We start from the raw sequence: 25,763 nt of genomic DNA, 5'->3' as shown, positions 1-25,763 counted from the left end.
CTATTTTCCACTCCTTACGTCAAAACCTTCTTCTACCATTTCTTTTGCCACTTCTTTATCAATTATTTGCTCATATCCACTTTCATGAATCAATAAATACTTCCCATCACTTCGCTGTATAATAAAGGAGTTGTCCTCTTTTATCTCAAAAGTATTATCATCAGTCACAATTTCTTTTTCAGGTGCAGAATATTCCGATTGAATTATAAACGAATAAGATGCTAATATTATACAAAAAAAACTCACATACCAAAGAATTTTTATACTTAACCTGTCCATACCTTTTTTATCATTTGATACGATTCTAAAGCGCTCTATCAGATTAGCCCCTGAATTCCCCCCTATAATTGAAACCGACTCAAAACCATATGGGCTTCCGCAACTCTCCTGCCCCTTTATTATATGTACAATTGTTGATAAGTAACTAATTTTTTTCTTTTTATCCATATTAGCTATAACGGCTAAATCACACTTGATTTCCAATACTTGTTCCAAATCTTTACGCAATAAGTATACAATTGGATTCCACCAGAAAATGTAACAAAAAAATTGTATTAGTATTTTAAAAGGTATATCTTTATTTAAAAAATGAGTTATTTCATGTAACAATATGTAGAACAAATCCTCCTCAGAATAATTTTGAGCCGGAAGAAGTACCGTTTTTTTCAATATGCCAATGCCTAGCGGGGATTTAATCATCGGAGATGTTACTACTCTAACATTAACTTGTTTTCCCAATGTATCAACAACTTTTTCCAACACTATATCCGCTTGTCCATTATAGAGTGTTTCAAAATTATTAATCTTAGATATTGTATTAACATATTTAATAATAAATAACATACTCAATAAAACAGTTCCTGCCAGCCATATCCAGAGCAAAAAATCAACTCTTGTAAAAGTTTCTCCTATAAAATTTATTTCGTTTATACATAGATATGTATAGAATTTGTTCCACAAATACACATTTACAATTTCTTTTGTAAATAAAAACTCCACCGGCATCAGCATTCTAACCATGGAAAAAATATATAGCAGCAGGACACTTGAAATCCCAAACATCATAATAAAATATCGTTTTTTTATAAAGATGTACTGAATCAATATGATAACCGAACTCCACATTACAGCCATGAATAGAGAAAATATTGTTATCTGCATAATCCCCTCCATCAATTACTCTGTTTTCAACTTTTCAATTATTTCTTGTAACTGGGAAATCAGTTCTTTCTTATCTACATTTTCTGAGCTCTTAGCTAAAGCAACAGTTACTTGAGAAATGGAATCTATTAAGCCTTTCGACAAAAGTAAATTTACTCCGTATTCCGCTTTTGTAACCGCCGGCTCAAATTGCCTGGCATACTGATTTCCATACTGAAGCATTCCGCAAACTTTAATCATTCCTTTTTTTTGTAAAGATCTCAACATCACATGAAGATAGTTCCCATTCCATGAATGCTCTTTTGTTATTTCAAGTATTTCTACACTTGTTAGCGGAGTTTCATGTTGCCAAAATATTTCCATTAAATCTTCTTCACTTTTTGTAAGATGTGTATCCTTCATGTTAATATATCCTTTATAATCTTTTAATATTAATAGTTAATTTAAATTATAATCAGTATACTAAGCATTGTCAATTGTTGAATGTGTTTTAATTATTATTATATACTACAACGTAAATTAAATAACTGGCGCATCCACTAAGTATAATTATTTACAACATAACATCTCCATAAAGCAAAAAAATATCGCTTCTCACCAAATTATGAAATGCCAATTATTTTAAAGCCTTTAATTTTGAAATCATATCTACGATAGAATATCCATACTGGTCTGCCGTGGCCCAGCCGTGGCCCTCCGGGTTCTCCTGCTGCCCCAGCCATTCCACGTAAGGAGCAGATCCTTTTGTTACATATTCATACCGGTCATCCACACACTCCTGCTTTAAGGCATCCGCCGTGGCATAAGCTTTTAAATGCTGTATCTGTGCACGGATTCCTGTCCTGACATCAGAGTAAGAATTTCCCGGCACACCCCCGCCTGTAGTTCCAAGTCCCGCAAAATTAAACTGCTCAATGGAAGCATCTCCGCCGTACTGCAGCCATCCTGTCTCCTTCATAGTCTGTACAAAGGCCACTTCCGGACGCACACCTTCTGCAATGGCTTCATCATAATACAGCTGGCAAAAAGTCTCAATACTGTCCGCACCGCCCTTTTCCAGTATCTCTGCCGGATATTTTTCACCGCTGGATTCAAAATATTTCACCATCTGCTCCACCGTCACAGAACTTTTTCCCATAATTGGATATTGTCCCTGGGCAATCACTTCTTCTGTCTGCTCTGTGGCTTCCTTATCCTGTGCCGCCTTTTCTGTCTCCGCTTTCCCGCTGTCTTCCTGTTTTGCCGCAGCATTTTCCGCTTCCGCCTTCTCGAGCGCTTCTTCCCGGGCACTCTGTTCTACTCCCGACTTTTCATTCTTTTTCTCGAACGCGCCTCTATTCCCGGCAATTCCGATGACAAGAACCAGCAGAAGAGCCATCCCCAGTTCCAGCCAGATTTTTATCTTATTCTTATTAAAATCTTTAAACTTCATACCCATCACCCTTGTCCAAACTTACATTGCTTCTAATACTTTACAATATATGCCCGGACGATGGCAATATGCAAAAAGAATCTAACTCCCAATATTTTATTTCTGCCTTCCCTTTCACTAACTCAAAGCTGCTTTTTCCTTCCTCTGGATAGAAACGGCTGGTAAATACTTCTTCCCCTCCGTTTAAATAAATTTCAAGGCAGGAGGTATCTGCCAGCATACGCATAGACCTGAATTCCTCCAGGTATACGGCTCTGCTTTTCCTTCCGTACCCCAGATTTTTCTCTAAATCAAAGGAAAGGGTAAATCTCCTGTCTGCTTTTATATAATGAAGCGTAACAGCATCACTAATTTTGACAATGACATCTGAATCATCCGAAATGGCCATTTCCACATCATACATTTTCATTTCTTTGGATATGCTGTCAGGTTCCAGTGTCTGCTCTTTTTTCCGCAGCTTCAGCATTTCTTCTACTGGATACTGCATAACTTTTTCATCCTTCAAAAAGACTGTACGGGGTACGGTCAGAGCATTCTGCCATCCTTTCTCTACTGTGGGATTACTCTGGGATGAATCATCGGGCATCCCTATCCATCCTATCAATATTCTCCTTCCCTGTTCGTCCAGAAAACTCTGAGGGGCATAAAAATCAAAGCCTCTGTCCCACTCTTTAAAGTTCTTCAACCGGTAATCTCCATCAAAAGAGCCCTCCAGTTCATAATAACCCGACTGGTAAAGATTTTGATAGTCTATCCCTTTTGGTTCCACTCCCTGAGGAGAAACGCTTAGTATTTTTTTATCACCCAGCAAAAATGCATCAGGGCACTCCCACATGTAGCCAAACTTTTCTTCTGCCCTAAGTATATTTTTCAGCTCCCAGCGCTCCAGTCCGGTACTTCCATATACCAATATCTGGCCTTCATCTTCCTTTGTTCTTGCCCCCAGGAACATATAACAGCCGTCATCCCCAATACCAATGCTTTTTCCAGTCACCACCTTGGGGTCCCGTACATGGCAGGTCACATGATCCGGGTAATCTGCGTTTGTCAGAAGAAGCTTTTTCCCGCCGAATGTTCTGCCGTCCTCACTGAACGCAGATACGGTATTCCCCTGGCGTCCGTCTGTAATATAGTTGTAATTTCCCTCTAACTTTACATTTCCTGTATAATACAGGTTCATCCGCCCCTCTGCAATTAAGGCAGAGCCGGAATACACTCCATGGCGTTCAAATGATTCCTCCGGTGAAAGCGCAATTCCTTCATATGTCCAACTTAAAAGGTCAGAGCTTATATAATGGCCCCAATACTTTCTTCCTCCATTTGGATTATCCGGGGTATATTGAAAGAAAACATGATATACACCTTTGAACTGGCATAATCCGTTAGGGTCATTGAGCCAGCCTGTGGGCGGCATCAGATGCAGCCCCAGCCTCCAGCAATCTGTCTCATTCATTTCTAACATAAACATACTCCTCCATGAAAGCAGACATTTTCAATCCGCTGTTATTGTCTCTGTACAATTTCAATATCTTCATAATCACCAGGATTTGTCACAATGATTGGACTAACCGTCTCAAACCCTGCTGCTTTTATCTTTTCCATATCAAATTCCGCCAGCATTTCTCCCGCTTTTACCTTCTGTCCTGTCTCCACATGTACGGTAAAAGGTTCCCCGTTTAAACTCACCGTATCCAGCCCTACATGAATTAAAAGCTCCACACCATCCTGAGTCTCAAGACCGATGGCATGCTTTGTATCAAACACAGTGGCTACAGTGCAGTCAAAGGGTGCATAGACCTTTTCTTCCACTGGATTTACTCCAATCCCATCGCCCAGAACCCCGGAGGCAAAGGTTTGGTCCGGCACTTCCGATAACTGAATCACTTCTCCCTTAATAGGGCATACAAGACTCAGGCTTCCTCCCTTTTTCTGAACCACCGGTGCATCTGGAATCTCTGTGTCAGCCGGAACCTCCCCAACAACCGGAGTTTCTGCAGCAGCCAGAGCTTCTGTATTTTCGGTATCTTCTTTGAATCCTAATATTCCTGTCAGTACAAAAGCTACTCCAAAAGCAATTGCCATAGCAATGAAATAGTTCAGCGGGCTGTGCAGATGCAGAAGAATTCCAAAGATACCTGTTACACCTGTTCCGGTAGCTCCCAAATGTACAATTGATGCATACAGTGCTCCACATGCTCCACCGATAGCTGCGGCAATAAATGGCCTTACAAGACGAAGATTAACACCGAATATTGCTGGTTCTGTAATTCCCATACATGCGCTTAACGCTGACGGAAGTGCTACAGATTTCATTTTTTTATTTTTGCTCTTTAATGCTACTGCAAATGCAGCTCCGCCCTGGGCCACATTTGCTGCCGATGCAAGGGGCAGCCAGAATGTAAAGCCGAATTTCGCCAGCTGTCCCAAATCAATAACTGTATACATATGGTGAATACCAGAAACAACAGTAGTTGAATATACTCCGCCCATAATAAAGCTTCCAATTCCAAAGGGCAGTGTCAGCAATTTCTGGATTCCATCCAACAGGCCATTTTCAAGAAGTACAAATACCGGCCCGATTGCAGCCAGGGTAAGATAACCAGTTACGAAAACACTGACCAGCGGTGTTACAAACAAATCAAACATAGGAGGAACAATCTTATGCAGTCTTTTTTCAATGCTGCTCAAAACAAAAACCGCAATGATAACAGGAATCACATGCCCTTGATATCCTACCATATCAATTTTCCAGAGTCCGAAAAATACTTCCTGTGTCTTCTGCACCCCTTCCGAAGCAACCGTCCATGCATTCTGTAAGTTCGGATGAATCATAATCATTCCGATGACAGCACCCAGAAATGGATTCGCACCAAATACCTTTGCTGCACTGAACGCAATCAGGATTGGAAGGAATATGTACGCCACATTACTGAATAACACCGCAAACTGATAAATAGAGCCATTTGTATTAATATCCAGAAATCCGTTGTTTACCATGAAATTCAGTGATTCCATAAGTCCCATCAGGAATCCGCTTGCCACAATGGCTGGAATAATAGGAACAAAAATATCACCTATTGTCTTAATTACTCTTTGGAACAGGTTTCCCTTTTTTGCCGCTTCTCTCTTTACATCTTCCTTACTTGCCTCAGAAATGCCGGCAATTTTAATAAATTCATCATATACCTTATTTACCGTACCGGTCCCTAATATAATCTGCATTTGTCCGGATGCAAAAAATACTCCCTTTACTCCGTCAATGTTCTCTGCCGCTTTACTGTCACACCTGGCATTGTCAGCTACAACAAGACGCAGTCTCGTGGCGCAATGCGCTGCTGAAATCAAGTTTTCTTTCCCGCCTACTTTTTCTAAAATCTGTCCGGCTATTGAATGATAGTCCATAATGACCTCCCTCATGATAACGTTATCAGTAATATTATATATTATTTACTGATTTATTTGTTATTTTGCATCTTTATATATGAAATCGATTTCATATATTGATTACATTTTAACATATTTTTTTTATCTGTAAATAGGTAGATAATACAAATTTGCAAGTTATTTTTTGGCTATATTTTACAAACTTTGTATAACACAAAATTGAGCAGGAATATTTATTATAATCAAGAAAGAATCTCGCTTGCGAGATTCTCCGCCTGGGTTGAGTTGCGATAGCAACATCTTCCTTGACGCCGCAGTGCGATCCCCCGGAGGTTTTTATACAATAGGAAACACGCAGTTTCCTATTGTATAAAAAAAGCAGAGAATATGTGGAACTGCCACAATACCCTCTGCCTTTTCTTAAATTTTTATACGCTTTCAGCTCGTATAACCTCATATCCCAGTTTTGTCTGCCTGCAAATATTATCCTGATGATCTATCATCTCTAAAAGCAGATTTGCTGCCTCTATCCCACTTGTCCGGTAAAAAAGATGTGCTGTGGTAAGCCTGGGTGTCACCACTCTGGATACCCGGTTATGTCCGATTCCTGCTACCGCAACTTCGTCCGGCACCTTACGTCCCATATCCTTTAGGCAAGTCAATGCTCCTACTGCTAAAGTGTCTGTCGCACAGAACACTCCATCCAGCCTGGGACATTTTCTCAGGAGCTTCTGCATACTCTCGTACCCTGCATCCATGGTAAATCCGGCAGTTACCATCATACTGGCAGACACTTCCATTCCATATTCTCTCATGGCATCCTTGTAGCCTTCTGTCCTGCTCTTTCCTGCCGCCTCATCACTTTGGATGACGCCCATGTGTGCAACCTTCTTTTTCCCACTTTCAAGAAGCAGCTTTGTCATTGCCTTTGCCGCACCATAGTCATCATGATAGACACAGGCAAACCCATCAAACTGCTGGCTGATGACCACTACAGGTATATTCAGCTTTTTCAGCGATTCCTGGTGCATCTTATCATAAACCGATGCCGAGAACAAAATCCCATCTACCGGGTTATTCTGCAGGAGATTCAGATATTCAATCTCTTTCTTGGGATTATTCTCCGTACTTGCCAGAAGCATCTGATACCCCGCTTTCGAAAGTACCGAGCTGATGCCGTCAGCTACCCTGGCAATGGATTCCGAACTGATTTTGGGCAGGATTACTCCAATTACCTTTGATTTTTTCGTCCTTAAAATCTGCGCCTGCTTAGATGGCTTGTATCCCGTTTTATCAATAACCGCTTTAATCTTTTTTCTTTTCTCATCGCTGATATACCCGTCATTCAGGTATCTCGAAACGGCAGATACAGAAACTCCTGCCATCTTTGCAATCTCTGTGATTGTCATAACCTATGTTCCTCGTTTATCTCTAATGTTATATATAACGATGATATCATATTGGCAATTAAAGTTCTACTGACATTTTATTTTGTTATTCGGCCACCACACCTTTTTGCAGCATAATATTTGCATAAAGTGCTTTTTCACTTGTAGCAACAATTGCATAAGCTGTCCTTGATTCATCATAGAACTTGAAGCGTTCTATGTTTCCGACAGCTTCCGCACCTCTTTCATCATATTTTGAAACGATTTCCTTATATGTGTCCCAGATAGGTGTCTCTACATGGTCTCCCGGCATAACTTCCATTAGATTCATTGGTTTTTCAACATAAGTATCCAATGGAAAAACCTTGAGGATTGCCTCCAGTATTTCCGGCACACCATGTCCGTCGCAGCGGATTACGATTGCATCCCGGCCCATAGATTCTGACGGAAAATTCCCGTCAGAGATAACAAGTCTGTCACTGTGGCCCATCTCGCATAATACTTTTAATAATTCAGGTGATAAAATTGATGGAATTCCTTTTAACATATTTGCCTCCTTATGTAAGACAAGGTTGAAAGATTCTCTTTCAACCCTGCCCTCTTAAAAATAATATATACTATCTGATGGATTTGTACAGCGGTCCATATGCCTGGCACGCTCTGTAATCCTGGCCTTCCTTATCCTGTCCGAATGCGTTCCAGGATGTAGGTCTGAAGATTTTCTCCTCCGGAACATTATGCATTGCTACCGGAATTCTCAGCATAGAGCAAAGTGTAATCAAATCAGCTCCAATATGTCCATAGCTGATTGCACCGTGGTTAGCCCCCCAGCTATTCATTACATCATAAGCAGATGTAAATGCACCCTTACCTGTCATTCTTGGTGCAAACCATGTACATGGCCATGTATAGTCTGTTCTCTTCCAAAGTACATCTGTTACCTCATCCGGAAGTTTTACGGTCCAGCCTTCAGCAATCTGAAGCATTGGTCCTAAGTTCTTCACAAGGTTCAGACGAATCATTGTTACAGGCATCTCTGCTTCTGTCACAAATCTGGAGGAATATCCGCCTCCTCTGAAATATCCAAGGTCTGCATAGTTCCATGTTGTAGCATTCAATATTGCTTCCTGGTCTGCTTCTGTCACCTCATACCATGGCTTCATGCATCCGTTTCCGTCTGCATCTTTTGCCTGTCCGTTTGCATCCAGACATGCTGCACCTGAGTTAATCAGATGGATGAATCCGTCAGATTCTTTTGCATAGCCTTCCAGCTCATAACCTCCTGCTGCCTTCTTTACAGCATCCGGGCTCCAATAAGTACGAACATCCGCAAAAATAGGTGCAGAGTTGGTAAGCAGCTTTGTGAACATCATTCCAAGTCCGTTCAGAACATCGTTCTCCGTTGCCAGAACATAAGGTTCTCTTGCTCCGTTCCAGTCAAAGGATGTAGCAAGCATAGCCTCTGCAAAATCGCAGTTCGGATAGAAGTCTGTCCACTGCCTCTGTCCCTGGAAGCCTGCTGCCAGAGCATTGTGTCCTACTCTTTCTTCCTCGGCTCCATCCGGCAGGTTTGGATTGCCGTTCATCATATCTTTGATGATGCACATCATTTTTACTACGAATTCCCAATCAGAGTCTTTCTGCTCTCTGGTTTTTTGACGCTCTTCAGGATTCTTGTCAAAGCCTTCCTTGCATTTTTCTTTTGTCCATGCAAGAGCTTTTTGATATTCTGCTTCATCATAGATTCCTTCTGTCATACGGCGGATGATTTCTACTTCATCTACAGATTCCACACGCATACCAAGATATTCTTCGATAAATGCAGGATCAATAATAGACCCGCCGATTCCCATACAGATAGAACCAATCTGCAGATAAGATTTACCTCTCATTGTTGCTGCTGCAACAGCAGAACGTCCGAATCTCAATAACTTTTCTTTTACATCACAAGGAATTTCTGTGTCATCAGCTTCCTGAACATCATGGCCGTAGATCCCAAATGCCGGAAGTCCTTTTTGTGTATGTGTAGCCAGTACGGAGGCAAGATAAACTGCACCCGGTCTTTCTGTTCCGTTGAATCCCCATACAGCCTTGATGGTCTGCGGGTCCATATCCATTGTCTCTGCACCATAGCACCAGCAAGGTGTTACAGTGACTGTAATGTCAACGCCTTCTTTTCTGAACTTATCTGCACATGCAGCAGCTTCTGCAACACGTCCAATTGTGGTATCAGCAATAACAACCTTTACAGGTTCTCCGTTTGAATACTTCAGATTTTCTTCAAATAACTTTGCAGCAGATTTTGCCATGTTCATGGTCTGCTCTTCCAAAGATTCGCGTACTTTAAGTACTCCTCTTCTTCCGTCAATAGTAGGTCTGATACCGATTACCGGATAGCTTCCGATAAGCCTTGATTCTGCCATGATTTGTTTCCTCCTTATTTTTGAATAATTTTTTTAAATTTTTCATATGCTGCATCCCACTTTTCGCTGTCCTTGGGAATGTACTCATACGTTTTTTCTGAATTTGCAATAATCTGCCTTGCCTCACTCATGTCCTTAATTTCTCCAAGAGACATAAACTGCACTGCAATATTTCCAAGTGCCGTTGCTTCTACCGGTCCTGCAATCACTTTACGTCCGTTGGCTCCTGCAGTCATCCGGCACAGCAGCTTACTCTGGATTCCTCCGCCAATCATATGGATGGTCAGATAATGCTTTCCGGTACATGCTTCAATCTGCTCCAGTGCATATCTGTATTTCAGCGCCAGACTCTGATTAATACAGCACATAATCTCACCCACTGTCTCCGGAACTTTCTGTCCTGTCCTTTCACAGAATTTCCGGATACGCTCCGGTATATTTCCTGCTGGAATAAATTCCGGCGCATCAGGGTCAACAAAGCTCTGGAAAGGTTCAGCCTGCATAGCCATCTGCTCTAACTCCCCAAAGGAATATTCCTGGCCTTCCCGGATCCACTGTCTTCTGCTTTCCTGCGCAAGCCACAGCCCACTGATGTTTTTCAATAATGTGGTGGTATTACCGTAGCCGCCTTCATTGCTTACATTGCACTCCAGAGATTTTTCTCCGATAACCGGTGCCCTTAGTTCGGTTCCAAACAGGCTCCATGTTCCGCAGCTTATGAATATGAAATCTTCCTCCTGTGTCGGTACAGCTACTACAGCACTTTGCGTATCATGACTTGCAACCGCAATTACTTTTGCCGGCTGTACACCAAGCTCTTCACATATATCCTCACTCAAAGCACCCACTACTGTACCACTGGGGACAATCTCCGGGAAAATGTCTGTTGGAATCCCAAGTCCATTCAGAATCTCAGCAGACCACTCCTTATTCCTTGCGTCCATGAGCTGCGTGGTTGTAGCCATGGTGTACTCTGCCTTCTTCTCTCCTGTCAGGAAGTAGTTAAATAAATCCGGTGTCAGCAAAAACTTGTCCGCCCTCTCCAGAATCCAGGGTCTCTTCTGTGCTAATGCATAAAGCTGAAATACCGTATTAAAATTCTCAAACTGGTTTCCTGTCATATCATATAATTCAGCTTTGGGAACTTTCTTAAATACTTCCTCCTGCATTCCAAGTGTCCTGTCATCCCGGTAATGTATGGCGCTTTCCAGCAATACCCCGTGTTCATCCAAAAGACCAAAGTCGACACCCCATGTATCAATTCCAATACTTTCAAAACCACCCTGTTTTTTTGCTTTAATAATACCCTGTTTTATCTCAAAAAACTGTCTCAATGTGTCCCAGTACATTGTCTTTCCAACGATAACCGGGTCATTTGAAAAACGGTGTACCTCTTTCATGCATATTTTCCCGTCTTCCAGGGTTCCCAGAATGGCACGTCCGCTAGAAGCTCCAAAATCAAATGCAAGCACCTGTTTCTTGTCATTATTCACCCTTCTTCCTCCTTATCAACGCATGCAAAGCGGATATTTTCAATCCGCTTCGCTGGTTATTCGTATCATTGGTTATATTTTACCATTGTCCCTCAAAAGATACTTGTGCTATAATGGTAAAAAATATAACAATATTCACATAAAGGAGATTTATGCAATATGTCAATTACCGGGAAAGCTGGCAGAGGGGCACTGCTGACTTTCCATTGGAATTTCATCATATTTCCCCCACACATCCGCAATACATTATGTCCTTCCACTGGCACGTGGAATTTGAAATCATCCGTATTTTAAAAGGGACTTTCCACCTTTCCATAGATGATCAGGAATACACTGTTTCACAGGGATCTTCTATTATTATTCCTGCAGGTGCCCTTCATGCCGGAGCTCCAAGAGACTGTACTTATGAATGTATCGTCTTCGATATGAATATGTTAATGAATAAAAATGACTCCTGCTGCAAGCTCATCCGCCAGATTATTGACCATGAGGTGGAGCTTATTTACGTTTACCCGGAGACTTATAACGATATCCACCAAACAGTCTGGTCCATGTTTGATGCCATCACTTCCAAAAGAGAGGGATATCAGTTGTCTGTACTGGGCACCCTGTATCAACTGATTGGAATTATTTTTTCCAAAAATTATTATAATCCGGCTCCTGCAAGCCCTCCCAGAAACCACCGGCGTATCATCCAGCTTAAAACTGCGCTGGAATTTATGGAGTCTTCCTATCACACCCAGCTTTCACTGAAAGAGATGTCAGATATTGTTCATATGTCCCCCAAATACTTCTGCCGCTTTTTTCAGGAAATGACACACCGCACACCTGTGGATTACCTGAATTATTACCGGATAGAACGTGCCTGCTATCAGCTTCTCACAACGGACCAGTCTATCACCGAAGTGGCATACAATTCCGGCTTCAATGATCTGAGCTACTTTATAAAGACCTTTAAAAAGTATAAAGGTACAACTCCAAAACAATATCTGAAGGCCTGACATTGTTTTGGAGCTGGACCTTTCTTTTTTCCGGATACCTTTCATCCATTTGCGGTCACACAGCTTTGTCATGCCCGTTCATACGCCGTACTTCCTTAGTACAGTTCCTCAACCATCCGGTATCCTACTCCCATCTCCGTTAAAATATATTTAGGTACACCGGGATTTGACTCAATTTTCCTTCGGATATTTGCCATATTAACGCGAAGTGTGTGGCTGTCTCCGGCATACAATCCCCATACTTCCCTCATAATATAGTCATGGGTCAGAACCTTCCCTGCATTTTTGAATAGAAGGGCCATGATTTTATACTCAACCGGCGTCAGATGCACCGCCTTTCCTGCAAGAAAAACCGACCGTTTTCTGTAGTCAATTTCAAGCTCCCCAACAGTTATTTTCTCCTCACCCCGGGCTTCAGTTCCCATGCTTTGAGGACTATGACGCAGTGCTGTCCGGATTCTGGCAAGAAGCTCTGAGGTGCCAAAGGGTTTTACAATATAATCATCAGCTCCTAAATCAAGCGCTTCTACTTTTTCCCGCTCGTGTCCCCGCGCGGAGACTACCACAACCGGTATCTTAGACCATTCCCGGATACTTTTTAGTACCTCCACACCGTCTATGTCAGGCAGGCCAAGATCCAGAAGAATCACATCCGGAGAATAAGATGCCGCAATGGAAATCCCTTCCTTCCCTGTATTAGTCTTAATGACCTGATATCCATTTGAGTTCAATATTGCTGTTATAAAATTGCAGATTGCTTCTTCATCCTCGATAACGAGAATCATTGGTTTCATCATAGTTATTCACTTCCTTCCAGCGGCAGTGTAAATTTAAATACAGCACCGCCCTCTTTGCGGTTACCGGCTTCCATTGTCCCATTGTGTGCCTTTATGATGGTCATACAGATGGACAGGCCAATTCCCATTCCCCGGGAAAAGTCCGGGCTCTTATTGCCGTTGGGAACATAACTTGTAAAAAGATAAGGAAAATCCTCGTCCGCGATTCCCTTTCCATAGTCAAGCACCTCAAATACGGCTAAATTTTCGTTCTTTTTTAAAATAACCTCAACGGGAGCAGTGCTGGGGGAGTGCTTGATTGCATTTTCAAGCAGGTTAATCAACACTTGTGCAATTAAGGTACCGTCCATAGGAACTTCCAGCAATTCATCCGGCACAGAAACATCAATTTTGTGATCAGGAAACCTTTTTTTAATCCGGCTGACTGCCTCCGCCACTACTTCTTCCGATGCCTCAGGACTCTTGGTAACCTTGGATTCTCCCTCATTTATTCTGGTCACCGACAGGAGATTTTCTACCATTCGTATAAGCCATTGAGCTTCTTCCTGTATATCTGTATTCAGCTTATCACGTGTATTTTCATCCAAAGTATCCTTATTCTCACGTATTGCCGAACTGGCTCCAAGAATTCCAGAAAGAGGCGTACGCAGGTCATGGGCGATGGCCCGCAGCAAATTGCTTCTCATTTTTTCTTTTTCCGCATCCACCATAATACTGCGCTGCTCATCTGAAAGGCGCTGCCGTTCCAGCGCCATTGCCACCTGTGAGGCAATCATACGCAGAAACTGCCGGGTATTGTGGCTGAGGGGCCCTTTCCCGCAGGAAATTCCCAAAACGGCAAGTACTTTTCCCTGGGATATAACCGGCATATAAAACCCAACAGAACCCCTCAGTGTATCAGTTCCGGCTCCCGCCCGCTTTTGATTCACAAATACCCAATGTGCCACAGCTTTTTCCTCTCCGGAGTTCAAAACTATCCCCTCCACATCCCCGGCTGCCTGCATAGCGCTGCCCTCTGTTCCCGATTCAGGATCTAAGGAAAAGAAGACAACAGAGCGTTCAAACAGATTCACCACATATTTATTGGTTAATGAGACAATGTTTTCAAGGCCCCTTGTAGCAAGCAGCTTCTTGTTAATTTCATAGAGTACCTCTGTACGGCGTTCTCTTTGCACCGCCAGCTTTGCCTGTGTCTTCATTCTTACGGTCAGTGTGCTTGTGATTAAAGCTACCAGCAGCATAATCAGAAATGTTATGGGATAACCCACTCGAATCGCATCAAATGAATATAACGGTTCGGTAAAAAAGAAATTAAAAATCAAAACACTGGCAACTGACGCAAGGATACCATAAATATGCCCTCTTGTAATTCTGGATATAATGAGCACCGATAGAATGTAAGTCATAATGATATTCTGATCGCCGATTCCTATCATTTTGAGGCAAAAAGATATAAGCGTGGTACCTGTCACAAGGCCGGCCGTTTTTATACAGTCGCTCCATGAAAAATTCAGGTTTCCCTTTTGAATTGCTTTCCGCCGTTTTTTATAGTCCCGGCGGACCTCAGGGTCAGGGATAATATGAACCTCTATACTTGGCAAAAGAGAAATGAGCTTATCCTCAAAATCCATTTCAAATAGATTCATGGGGGTTTTCTTATTACGGCTTTTCCCCACCACGATGTTTGTGATTCCGGATAATTTTGCATACTCGGATACGGATACCGCGATGTCGGGGCCTGTGATTGTAGCGACTTCCGCCCCCAGCCTCTCTGCCAGGTCCATGTTCTCTCTCAGCATTTTCTGCTGTTCAAGCGTTAACTGACCACTTGCAATGCTTTCCACATAAAGGGAAACCCAATGTGCGTGAAAGGCCTCTGCAGCGCGGGCTGCCCATCGGATACATTTCGCTGAGGACGGCGAGGGCCCGACACAAACCAGAATTTTCGTATTCACCATTTTTTCTGTGGTGCGGCGTTCATTTTGGTTTTCGTTGCTGATTCTGTCCGCAGCCTTACGCATGGCAATTTCACGCAAAAGCTTGAGATTTTCCTGGGTAAAAAAATGATTCATGGCAGTCTCAGCCCGTTTAGGCTCATAAATCTTCCCATCTTCAAAACGTCTGAGCAGCTCATCCGGCTCAATATCAATCAGTTTTATTTTATTGGCCCCGTCAAAGATATAATCAGGCACAGTCTCTTTCACCCGGATACCGGTTATGTTTTCAACCACATCATTAAGGCTTTCAATATGCTGGACATTTACAGTTGTGTAAACATCAATTCCTGCATTCAAGAGCTCCTCGATATCCTGAAAACGTTTTCGGTTTCTGACACCTTCAGCATTCGTATGTGCAAGTTCATCTACCAGGATTAATTCCGGTTTCCGCTTAAGTGCCTCATCCAGATCAAATTCTTTCAATTTAATATTACAGTAGAGAACTGTCCTGGGCGGCAGGGAAGGAAGCCCCTGTAAATGCTGCATCGTTTCCGGCCGGGTATGAGGCTCCACATAGCCAACCAGTACATCTTTACCGCAGCGGTACTGCTCCTGCGCATCATCCAGCATGGCATAGGTTTTGCCTACGCCGGCAGCATATCCGAAAAAAATTTTTAATTTCCCCAAGCCGCCCTGCTGTGTTTTTATATCTGCCAAAAGTTCATCAGGATCAGGGCGTTTGCCAAATTGATTCATTTTGCTTCACCACCTCTTATATTTAACAATCATATCACAATTATTTTTTATGGCAAGGTATCATATATGCCAGAAGGCCATACGTAAACGTATGACCTCTAAGGCTAAAATACTGCGCGGCTCACAGTAGTCCATCCAATGCTAAATTGACCTTCAGAACGTTTACCGCCGGCTCACCTAAAAATCCTAAAAACCGTTCTGTGGTATATTTTTTAATTGCTGCTCTCACATCATCCTCGCCCATTTCCCGTTCTTTGGCGATGCGGGCTACCTGATACTCTGCAGCCTCCGGCGTGATATTAGGGTCCACACCGCTGCCGGATGCCGTCACCAAATCCATAGGAATATCAGCCGTATTCTCCGGGTCAAGGGACTGCAGCCATTGAATACGTTCCTGAACAAGCGCTTTTTGCTCACTGCTTACCGGTGAGAGATTTGTGGTTCCCATCGGTCTGCCAATCAGATATTCCGGCCTCGTAAATTCCTGGGCAATGAATGCAGAGCCGTATTCCTTCTGTGATCCGTCTTTTAATGTAACCGTTATAATACTTCCGTCGGCCTGGCTGGGAAATATGAGCCGGGCAATTCCTGTTACCGCCACTGTATAAAGTATGCCACATAATATTGTCATAATAAGAAAGCACATAAATGCCGGACGTAATATTTTCATTGTTTTAGTCATTTTGATCCTCCTTATACAATGCCGCAGGCAGTGAGCAGCATATCAATACCCTTGATGGCAATGAATGGCGCTGCAATGCCGCCCAGGCCATAAATCAGCATATTTTGCCCCAACAGTTTTCCGGCGGGAAGTTCCCGGTATTTTACCCCCTTGAGGGCAAGCGGAATGAGCGCGATGATAATCAGCGCATTATAGATGATGGCTGAAAGAATCGCAGTTGTGGCACTAGTGAGCCCCATAAAATTTAGGACAGCAAGCTGGGGGTAGATTCCAAAAAACAGTACCGGAATAATCGCGAAGTACTTTGCAACATCATTTGCCACACTAAAGGTTGTCAAAGCACCCCGGGTCATCAGAAGCTGCTTTCCAATGCGTACAATGTCAATGAGCTTGGTAGGACTGGAATCAAGGTCTACCATGTTGCCTGCTTCCTTTGCCGCCTGCGTACCGCTATTCATTGCAACGGCCACATCTGCCTGTGCCAGCGCCGGAGCATCGTTAGTGCCGTCACCAGTCATAGCGACCAGATGTCCTTTGGCCTGATAATCCCGGATGAGCTCCAGCTTTGCTTCCGGCGTCGCTTCCGCCAGAAAATCATCTACCCCTGCCTCTGCAGCAATTGCTGCGGCAGTCATGGGGTTGTCACCCGTAATCATAATGGTTTTAATGCCCATTTTGCGCAGGTCTTCAAACCGTTCCTTAACACCATTTTTTACAATATCCTTTAAATAAACAACCCCAAGCACCCGGTTGTTCTTTGCTACTACCAGCGGAGTACCGCCCACTCCGGCGACATGTCTTACAATCTGTTCACATTCTTCGGGATATACACCGCCATTTTCAAGCACAAATGCCTTTACCGCTTCTGCTGCACCTTTGCGGATTTGAATATCCTGATAGTCAATGCCGCTCATTCTTGTTTTTGCCGTAAATTCTACGAAGCTGGCGTTCAGCTTTGAGAGCTCCCGCCCCCGAATACCAAAGTTCTCTTTTGCCAGAACCACGATGCTTCTACCCTCAGCAGTTTCATCAGCCAAAGAGGAGAACTGCGCGGCATCTGCCAGTTCCTGTTCCGTGACGCCGCTGACCGGCAGAAATTTGCTTGCCTGACGGTTCCCCAGGGTAATGGTTCCAGTCTTATCCAGCAAAAGCACATCTACATCTCCTGCTGCTTCAATAGCGCGTCCGCTCATGGCAAGTACATTGGCCTGATTGAGACGGCTCATACCGGCAATCCCAATAGAGGATAAAAGCGCTCCAATTGTTGTAGGGGCAAGGCAGACCAGAAGGGCGATGACGTTTGTAAGGGAAATTGCCGAGCCGGCTTCTGCCTGACTGCTCGCAAAACTTGAAAAGGGAAGCAGTGTGGCCGTAACAACCAAAAATATGATTGTCAGTGTAACCAGCAGGATTTGCAGCGCAATCTCATTGGGCGTCTTTTTTCTGGATGCACCCTCCACCATAGAAATCATCTTATCCAGGAAGCTTTCTCCAGTCTCAGCCGTTATCTCAATCACAAGCCAGTCAGATACCAGTGTGGTGCCTCCGGTAACTGCGCTGCGGTCACCGCCGGATTCCCGGATAACAGGTGCGGATTCTCCTGTAATCGCACTTTCGTCCACAGAGGCGGCTCCTTCTATTACCTCGCCGTCCATTGGGACTTGCTCTCCTGCTTTTACATAGACGATATCCCCCTTTTTTAGCTGGGCGGAGAACACTTCTGTATAGTCGTTCACGTTATTGGCAGACTTAAGCTTTTTTGCCCTGACATCCTTACGTGCCTTGCGCAGTGTATCAGCCTGAGCGCGTCCGCGTCCTTCCGCAATGGCCTCTGCAAAATTAGCAAATAACACTGTAAACCATAAGATAAGAGAAATTGCAAGGATGTATCCGCTGCTTTCATCTTTCACCCCGGCAAGAGACAAAAAATACAGGACAGTGGTCAGAACCGCACCTAGATAAACCACCAGCATAACAGGATTTTTCACCTGAATACCAGGAGCAAGTTTTGCAAAGGACTGCCTCAGCGCATCCGCGAAAATACTTCTATTCATACTTTTCCTTTCCATTTAAATCACCTCGTTCTATCGCATTGTAAAATAATCGGCAATAGGGCCCAAAGCCAGTGCCGGTAAAGAGCTCAGTGCACCGACAATCAGAATGATACCAATTAAAAGTCCGACAAACATAGCATTCGTTGTCAGTAAGGTTCCCTCACTGACTGCAACCGCCTTTTTCTTCGCCATATTTCCTGCAAGGAAAATAACTGCCGTCATAGGGATAAAACGGGTCAGCAGCATAATGATTCCGCCGGCTACATTGGTAAATACGGTGTTTGCATGAAATCCGGCAAAAGCGCTTCCGTTGTTATTGGCCATGGAAGAGAACCCATAAAGGATTTCAGAAAACCCATGTGCCCCCGAGTTTGTCAGCCATGAGCCGGCATCCGGTATCAGAACCGCGGCTGCAGTTCCGAGAAGTGTGAACATCAGGGGAGCAAGCACAATCAGGCAGACCATTCTCATATCATAAGGCTCTACCTTCTTGCCCAGATATTCCGGTGTACGTCCTACCATAAGCCCTGCGATAAATACAGTCAGCAGTACAAAGGCCAGCATTCCATATAATCCACTGCCTGCGCCTCCAAAGACAATTTCGCCAAGCTGCATCAAAAACATGGGAACCATTCCTCCTAATGGAGTGAAACTGTCATGCATAGCATTTACGGAGCCATTGGATGCCGCCGTGGTAGCTGCCGCCCACAATGCGGAAGCGCCTACGCCATGCACGACCTCTTTCCCCTCCATGCTGCCAGAAACAGCAACACCTTCAAAAGAAGGTCCCATATACTGCTCACTTACCGTTGTAACCCCAACGCATGCAATAAACAAAATCATCATTGCAAGATAAATTGCTCTTCCCTCACGGCTGTCCTTTACCGCTTTTCCAAATGTAATGCAAAGAGCAGCGGGAATCAGTAACAGTAACAAGCATTCTATTAAGTTTGAAAATGATGTGGCATTTTCCAGCGGGAAGGCAGAGTTAAGTCCGAAAAAGCCTCCGCCATTTGTTCCCAGCTGCTTGATTGCAATCTGACTTGCTGCCGGCCCAAGCGGAATGGTTTGCGCGGCTCCACTTTCAAGCATAGCTACTTCTTTATAGGGGGCAAAGGTTTGTACGATGCCCTGTGAAACAAGCAGTAGTGCTGTTACAAAAGAAAGCGGCAGCAGAATATATAGTATTATTTTTGTTAAATCCACCCAGAAATTTCCAATCTCCTCTTTTTGCTTTAAAATAAATCCTCTGATCAGAGCAAATAGAACAGCAATTCCCGTTGCTGCTGATACAAAATTTTGAACAGTAAGCCCCAAAAATTGTGTCAGATACGATAATCCGGTTTCTCCGGAATATGCCTGCCAGTTGGTGTTAGACACAAAGCTTGCGGCAGTATTAAATGCAAGATGCCAGCTTGTGCCTTCAATTCCTGCCGGATTAAACGGCAGCAAGCCCTGCAGTATCTGCACCAGCCACACAAAGACCAAACCGATTGCACTAAATACCAGAACAGAAAGAGCATATTTTTTTGCTCCCATTCCTTCACTGCTCCTGACCCCCATTATTTTATAAATTTTGTTTTCAATAGGGGCAAGCGCCCTGGATAAAAATACCTTTTGACCGGCCAGTACCTTGTACATATAGATTCCAAGCGGAATGGATAATCCGACCAGAAGAACAAGGTAGATAATGTCCTGTAAAATAATCATATTCATAATTCCTCACCCCGAAACAATACGTAAAATAAGTAAATCATTAAGGCAAATCCAATGATTCCTGTAATTGCCAAAACTACTTCCATATTTTCTCATCTCCTCTTCACTTGATCTGCTGTAAAAATTTTTGTATTATTCACAGCTTTTCAGTTTTTACTGAAACACTGCTCTTTACGCTGCTAATCATAACAAAAAAGAGGTCAACGAGGTGTCAATTCGAGCTGGATAGATGTCAAGAAAATGTCTAGATTCCAATTTCCTTTGGTTATTAAATCAGACTATAAAGTCCCCCAATAAAGATTACTTACAATTCATCTGTAATCGTTTTGCCGTCATGCAAAACAACAATGATTTTGTAAACATCTTTATTGGAGGACTCTAAAAGTTCTCTCTTTCTATTCCCAGTTTATATCAGCTTTGATAACAAATCCGGGTTTCTGGTATCAAGATTTAGTCATATAAGTTTTGAGCGATTTCTGCGTCTTCCATGTTGTCTGCTGTGTACCACTGGCATCCTGTGTCAACGTCAGAAACGGACTCGCCATTAGCAGCTTTTACGCAAAGCTCAACAACTGTTTCACCCATTTTTACCGGAGCCTGTGTGATAGCACCAATAAATTTACCTGTTTTAACTGCATTTTTAATAACTTCACCAGAGTCAAATGCAATACCTACAACCTGATCATCCTCTTTTCCAAATTTGTTCAGGTTTTCATCACCTGTTACCATAGCCTCACCAGAGTGCTGGTTAGAACCATAAATACAGATTATATCTTTTTTGTTCAGCAGTGTCTGGCAGTCCAGAGAAGAAAGCTCAGATGTTACCTGTGCCGGTACTGCTATATCAATAATAACGTCAGCGCCGTCTGTTTTTTCAACTTTACAGTCAGATACGTATCTGTCATTTCCTTCAACAGAAACTGTCTTACCATCAGCTTCACACAGTTCAGCAATTTTATCAATAAATCCAAGACCACGGTTTACAACGGATTCAGATGTTGCATCCTGTCCCATGACACCGATTCTTACCGGCTCTTTTGCATTTGCGATTCTGTCTTTCAGGACCTTGTATCCTTCTTCTGCCGCCAGTTCACCTGCAGCATAGTTATCTGTAGAAGCGTTCGCTACGATTGCGCCGTCCGGAGCTCCCGGAACACCGGAGTCAAATCCAACAATTGGGATTCCTGCAGACTGAGCCTGTGTTATAGCATCCAGACAAGCTTCTGTATCAAGAGCTGCCAATGCAATTGCACCTGGCTGTGCATTGATGGCGCTCTGCAGCATCTGTACCTGGTCTGCAATATCTGATTCTGAGTTAGGTCCTACGAAGTTAATCTTAACGCCTAATTCTTCTGCTTTCTGTTCAGCTCCCTTGAGAACTGCCTGCCAATACTGGTGCTGGAATCCTTTTGATACGATTTCAATGCTCAAGTCCCCTCCAGAAGCCTTCTCTTCTGAGGATGTCTCGTCAGTCTTTGCATCTGAGGATGAATTGTCAGCTTTTGAACCACATCCAATCACCAGGGTTCCTACGAGTGTTGCACATAACAATGCGCTTAAAAGTTTTTTCTTCATTGCTTTCTTTCCTCCCTATGGAATTTGATTTTTTATTAAAACTGCCAGCTCCGGCAGAGTTAATCCTAATCAGGATATTTGTAAATCTCCTTGTGACTAAACCTGTTTACTGTTTTTTAATACATCAATCAATACGGCTACTATGAGGATAATACCTGTAATAATCTGCTGCCAGTTCGCCTGCAATCCGATAAACGGAAGCCCTGTCTTAAGCAGTGACATTACAAATACACCGAGCAGTGTTCCCGCAATTGTTCCGTAACCACCTGTCATGGAAGTTCCGCCGATGATTGCTCCGGCAATGGCATCCAGCTCAAGGCCGGCTCCTGTTCCAGGTGCTACAGCCTGGAAGGTTGCAGAATAAGCAACACCTGCGATTCCAGTAAAGATACCGGAAATGATATATGCCAATGACTGCCATTTTACAACGTTGATACCGGAAAGTCTTGTAGCTTCCTTATTGCTTCCGATAGCAATGATGTAACGCCCTGGTCTTGATTTGTTCAAAAATGTAGACATCAGGATAACAACCAGGACTACAATCACAAACCCCAAAGGAAACTTCATGGTACCTATACTAATCTTAAAGATACTCCGAAACCATCCCTGTGGAACACTTGCAGCAGGCCATGTAATACTCATGCCCCCTGTCAGAATAGAGCCAAGCCCTCTGGCAATCATCATAGTACCAAGGGTCCCAATAAACGGCGGCAGATCCATCACTGCAATAAGCAGTGCATTGAACAGCCCAAAGCAAAGTCCCACTACTACGGAAGCAAGTATACCGACCCCAACCGGTACTCCCTGATGGGTAATCAGATAACCTCCTATCAGACCGCTGGCAATCATTCCGGTCCCGATGGAGAGGTCTACTCCTCCGGTAATCAAAGCAAAAGTAACACCAATTGCCATAAAACTGATGTAGTATGAATAATCAAAAATACTGACCACTGTTGCATACTGGCGGAACGCCGGACTCATAACACTGAAGAAAAGAGCCAGCAGGACAATCACCAGGACTACAACTATTTTCTGGGTTCCAATCGCTCTTACCAATGGGTTATTGGTAAATACGTTTCCCTTTTTCTCGTTCTTTCCCATTTTCTCATCTCCTCCTAATTTCTCAGTGTTGCAGCGTGCATAATTTTTTCCTGAGTTGCCTCCTCAATGGACATCTCGCCAGTCTTCCTGCCTTCACACATTACAACAATACGGTCACTCATTCTAAGAATTTCTGTCATTTCGGAGGAAATCATGATAATTGATTTTCCTTCCGCTACCAGTTCATTCATCAGGTGATAAATCTCACTCTTTGCCCCAACATCTATTCCTCTGGTAGGTTCATCAAATATCAGGATATCACAGTCTTTTACCAGCCATTTTGCGATAACCACTTTCTGCTGGTTCCCGCCTGACAGGTTCACAACCAACTGTTCAACAGACGGTGTCTTGGTCTTCAAAGACTCTACATATTTTTGAGCCACTTCCGCTTCTTTTTTCTTATTAATGAAAATGCCATTCATATAATTATCCAAGGAGGCAAGGGTGGAGTTTTCTGAAATCGTTTTCTGTACCACGATTCCATAGCGCTTTCTATCCTCAGACAGGTATCCGATGCCTTGTTTTACTGCATCCATCGGACTTTTGATCTCCACTTTTTCGCCATTGACATAAACATCCCCGCTTTCTTTCGGGTCTGCACCGAACAACGCTCTTGCTGTCTCAGTACGTCCTGCCCCCATGAGGCCTGAGAATCCCAGGATTTCACCTTTACGCAGTTCAAAGCTGACATCCTTTACCATCTTGCCTGCACTCAGATGCTCCACTTTCAGGACAACCGGTGCGTCCGGCGCAACATTACTCTCTGTTTTCGGGTCCTCATAAATGACACGTCCTACCATCATGTTAATGATGTCATCTTTTGTACAGTCTTCTGTGATTAAAGTCCCTACATAACTGCCGTCCCTCATAACTGTTACACGGTCTGTGATTACTTTAATCTCATCCATTCTATGAGAAATATATACAATACCCAACTGCTTTTCTCTCAGGTCACGGATAATCTTAAACAGCTCATCGATCTCCGCTTCCGTCAGGGCTGCTGAGGGCTCGTCGAAAACAATAACCTTGGCATCATGGGAGATTGCCTTTGCAATTTCACACATCTGCTGTTTGCCGACTGTCAGCCGCCCCATTTTCTCCGTAGGATCAATATCAATGTTCAGCTTATCAAACAGCTTTTTTGCCTCTTCATTCATTTTCTTGTCACTGATAAGCTTTCCTGACATCATCTCCCGCCCGATAAAGATATTCTGTGCAACGGTAAGATGATTCATCATGTTCAGCTCCTGATGCACGATTACAATACCTGCTGCCTGTGCATCCCTAGGATTCGAGAATTCGACTTCTTTTCCTTCATATGTAATTGTTCCTTCATCCTTTGTATAGATTCCGGTCAGCACTTTCATCAACGTAGACTTTCCGGCTCCGTTCTCTCCCATCAGGGCATGAACCTCACCTTTTTTTACTTCCAGATTAACATGGTCAAGCGCATGTACTCCGGGGAAAGACTTATCAATACCATTCATTGTTAAAATTACTTCTCCCACGTTCTCACCTTCCTATTCTTAATCTCAAATTAATTCTTTCTCTTGCGGCTGCGTACATCGGCATATACTGCTGCAAGCACAATCAGTCCGGTAATCACGTACTGCCAGTCTTTCTGGAATCCCATTGCCAGAATACCTTCCTGGAGAAGGGAGATAATCATGACACCAATAAATGTGCCGCTGATGGAAGCAATCCCGCCTGCCATAGACGTCCCCCCCATAACACAGCCCGCAATTGCATCATTGTTAAACGTATCGCCAAGTCCCGGCTGAACAGTTGTATAAGCACCTACATAGGCGATAGAAGCAATACCTGCCAAAGTTCCGCAGATGATGTATGCCAGCATCTCCCATCTCCTTACATCCACGCCGGAAAGGCGGACAGCTTCTTTATTGCTGCCTAAGCATAGTATGTATCTTCCGATTTTTGTCTTATTCAGAATGACCGCACATATGACTGCAACCACCAGCAGAAAAATCAATCCTGTAGGAATTTGTGAGCCGCTTGCTGTGGTAACCTTAACCAGCATCCTGAATCCGCCGTTTTCCTGTGAGGACTGAGGCCAGCTTATACTCTGTGTTTTCGTAAATACAGAACCTACACCTTTTGCAAGCATCATACTTGCCATGGATGTGATAAAAGAAGGCATCTTCCAGTAAGCAACCAGATATCCGTTCACAATACCAAATATGGTACCTACCAGGATTGAAACAAGTAAACATACCAAAAGCGGCACACCTGATTTTGTAAGCAAGGATCCACTGATCAAAGCAGCGCAGAACATAACCGGTCCGATAGAAAAATCAATTCCTCCCGTTGCAATAACAAATGTAACTCCCAATGATAAGAACCCTAAAAAGTAAGCATAATTTAATGCACTCAAGATTCTGTTATAGCTAAGAAATGTGGGGCTTAAAATGGCAAATACGATGTACATCAGTATCAGCACACAGAATAAGACTACTCTGTTAAAGCCAACCTTCTTAACCAGTGCGTTGTTTTTAATCTTCTCCACTTCTCATTCCTCCAATTCTAAAGTGTATAGCACCCTTACTTATGTTACTTAGGCTTGGTACTTTCAAGCCTTAGTTACAAAGTACATCCTGTCGACTTGCTTATACTACTTAGTGAGGCTTTTTAGAACTTAGTAGTAAAGCACAACCTGCTGGCTTAGTGAGGTTCTTTCGAACTTAGCAGCATGGTTGTTTCCTTAGTGACATGGATGTTTCCTATTGATGGTATAATATTTCTGGGTTTTTTGAAATTGAAAATCTTACTAAAAAAGGTTAAAAAATTACAGCCTGTAATTTTTTAACCTTTTTGCGACAAAATTCTATTTTTTATATTTATTGAA

Annotated in this window: 20 protein-coding genes; 1 reads left to right on the top strand and 19 read right to left on the bottom strand. The window is 43.2% G+C overall.

The features are described from left to right. From A8805_RS11950 to A8805_RS11910, 9 genes are all read right to left on the bottom strand, one after another. Positions 1–1,161 carry a M56 family metallopeptidase gene (locus tag A8805_RS11950; protein ID WP_181392815.1) on the bottom strand — a complete coding sequence of 387 codons (1,161 nt, stop codon included), beginning with the start codon at positions 1,159–1,161 and terminating at the stop codon, positions 1–3. Between the two features lie 15 nt (positions 1,162–1,176). Next, a complete protein-coding gene (locus A8805_RS11945) occupies positions 1,177–1,563 on the bottom strand; it encodes a BlaI/MecI/CopY family transcriptional regulator (RefSeq protein ID WP_109711402.1) in 387 nt (128 codons plus the stop codon). A gap of 214 nt (positions 1,564–1,777) precedes the next feature. Beyond that, the gene (locus A8805_RS11940; RefSeq protein WP_181392814.1) at positions 1,778–2,593 is read right to left on the bottom strand and encodes a glucosaminidase domain-containing protein; all 816 of its coding nucleotides are present in this window, start codon (positions 2,591–2,593) and stop codon (positions 1,778–1,780) included. Between the two features lie 40 nt (positions 2,594–2,633). Continuing rightward, entirely contained in the window at positions 2,634–4,055 is a 1,422-nt protein-coding gene (locus A8805_RS11935; protein WP_109711398.1) for a glycoside hydrolase family 32 protein, read from the bottom strand. A 41-nt stretch (positions 4,056–4,096) separates the two neighbouring features. Beyond that, on the bottom strand, positions 4,097–5,995 hold the full coding sequence (locus tag A8805_RS11930) for a PTS beta-glucoside transporter subunit IIBCA (protein ID WP_109711396.1): 1,899 nt from the start codon (positions 5,993–5,995) through the stop codon (positions 4,097–4,099). A gap of 410 nt (positions 5,996–6,405) precedes the next feature. Then, positions 6,406–7,386 carry a LacI family DNA-binding transcriptional regulator gene (locus A8805_RS11925; RefSeq protein ID WP_109711394.1) on the bottom strand — a complete coding sequence of 327 codons (981 nt, stop codon included), beginning with the start codon at positions 7,384–7,386 and terminating at the stop codon, positions 6,406–6,408. Positions 7,387–7,471: 85 nt separating this feature from the next. Next, positions 7,472–7,912 carry an RbsD/FucU family protein gene (locus A8805_RS11920; RefSeq protein WP_109711392.1) on the bottom strand — a complete coding sequence of 147 codons (441 nt, stop codon included), beginning with the start codon at positions 7,910–7,912 and terminating at the stop codon, positions 7,472–7,474. Positions 7,913–7,982: 70 nt separating this feature from the next. Further along, a complete protein-coding gene (locus tag A8805_RS11915) occupies positions 7,983–9,788 on the bottom strand; it encodes an L-fucose isomerase (RefSeq protein ID WP_109711390.1) in 1,806 nt (601 codons plus the stop codon). A gap of 14 nt (positions 9,789–9,802) precedes the next feature. After that, positions 9,803–11,281: a rhamnulokinase gene (locus A8805_RS11910; protein ID WP_109711388.1), complete on the bottom strand. Its 1,479-nt coding sequence runs from the start codon at positions 11,279–11,281 to the stop codon at positions 9,803–9,805. Between the two features lie 152 nt (positions 11,282–11,433). On the opposite strand from A8805_RS11910, the gene A8805_RS11905 reads away from it, so the two are divergent. Continuing rightward, entirely contained in the window at positions 11,434–12,282 is an 849-nt protein-coding gene (locus A8805_RS11905; protein WP_109711386.1) for an AraC family transcriptional regulator, read from the top strand. Positions 12,283–12,377: 95 nt separating this feature from the next. Here the strand turns inward: A8805_RS11905 and A8805_RS11900 are convergent, their stop codons facing one another. The 10 genes from A8805_RS11900 to A8805_RS11855 all read right to left on the bottom strand — a co-directional run bounded on the left by A8805_RS11900 (position 12,378) and on the right by A8805_RS11855 (position 25,424). Continuing rightward, positions 12,378–13,079, bottom strand: a complete 702-nt coding sequence (locus A8805_RS11900; protein ID WP_109711384.1) for a response regulator transcription factor — start codon at positions 13,077–13,079, stop codon at positions 12,378–12,380. 2 nt (positions 13,080–13,081) lie between these two features. After that, the gene (locus A8805_RS11895) at positions 13,082–15,772 is read right to left on the bottom strand and encodes a sensor histidine kinase (protein ID WP_109711382.1); all 2,691 of its coding nucleotides are present in this window, start codon (positions 15,770–15,772) and stop codon (positions 13,082–13,084) included. A gap of 121 nt (positions 15,773–15,893) precedes the next feature. Further along, positions 15,894–16,454 carry a K(+)-transporting ATPase subunit C gene (kdpC, locus tag A8805_RS11890; protein WP_109711380.1) on the bottom strand — a complete coding sequence of 187 codons (561 nt, stop codon included), beginning with the start codon at positions 16,452–16,454 and terminating at the stop codon, positions 15,894–15,896. A gap of 11 nt (positions 16,455–16,465) precedes the next feature. Then, positions 16,466–18,523, bottom strand: coding sequence for a potassium-transporting ATPase subunit KdpB (gene kdpB, locus A8805_RS11885; RefSeq protein WP_109711378.1), 2,058 nt, complete (start codon positions 18,521–18,523; stop codon positions 16,466–16,468). Positions 18,524–18,538: 15 nt separating this feature from the next. Next, positions 18,539–20,224: a potassium-transporting ATPase subunit KdpA gene (gene kdpA / locus A8805_RS11880; protein WP_109711376.1), complete on the bottom strand. Its 1,686-nt coding sequence runs from the start codon at positions 20,222–20,224 to the stop codon at positions 18,539–18,541. Continuing rightward, positions 20,221–20,310: a K(+)-transporting ATPase subunit F gene (kdpF, locus tag A8805_RS11875; RefSeq protein WP_109711374.1), complete on the bottom strand. Its 90-nt coding sequence runs from the start codon at positions 20,308–20,310 to the stop codon at positions 20,221–20,223. The genes kdpA and kdpF overlap by 4 nt, the downstream gene beginning before the upstream one ends. Positions 20,311–20,674: 364 nt before the next feature. Further along, positions 20,675–21,799, bottom strand: coding sequence for a substrate-binding domain-containing protein (locus A8805_RS11870; RefSeq protein ID WP_109711372.1), 1,125 nt, complete (start codon positions 21,797–21,799; stop codon positions 20,675–20,677). Positions 21,800–21,895: 96 nt separating this feature from the next. Beyond that, positions 21,896–22,900 carry an ABC transporter permease gene (locus A8805_RS11865; RefSeq protein WP_109711370.1) on the bottom strand — a complete coding sequence of 335 codons (1,005 nt, stop codon included), beginning with the start codon at positions 22,898–22,900 and terminating at the stop codon, positions 21,896–21,898. A 14-nt stretch (positions 22,901–22,914) separates the two neighbouring features. Next, positions 22,915–24,408 (bottom strand): sugar ABC transporter ATP-binding protein, encoded by a 1,494-nt coding sequence (locus tag A8805_RS11860; RefSeq protein WP_109711368.1) that lies wholly within the window; start codon positions 24,406–24,408, stop codon positions 22,915–22,917. A gap of 29 nt (positions 24,409–24,437) precedes the next feature. Continuing rightward, positions 24,438–25,424 (bottom strand): ABC transporter permease, encoded by a 987-nt coding sequence (locus tag A8805_RS11855; RefSeq protein ID WP_109711366.1) that lies wholly within the window; start codon positions 25,422–25,424, stop codon positions 24,438–24,440. Between the last annotated feature and the right edge of the window lie 339 nt (positions 25,425–25,763).

The organism is Faecalicatena contorta (genome assembly GCF_003149105.1).
In the GTDB taxonomy this organism is placed as follows: Bacteria; Bacillota; Clostridia; order Lachnospirales; family Lachnospiraceae; genus Muricomes; species Muricomes contortus_C.
This window is presented reverse-complemented; position numbering and strand designations above follow the sequence as displayed.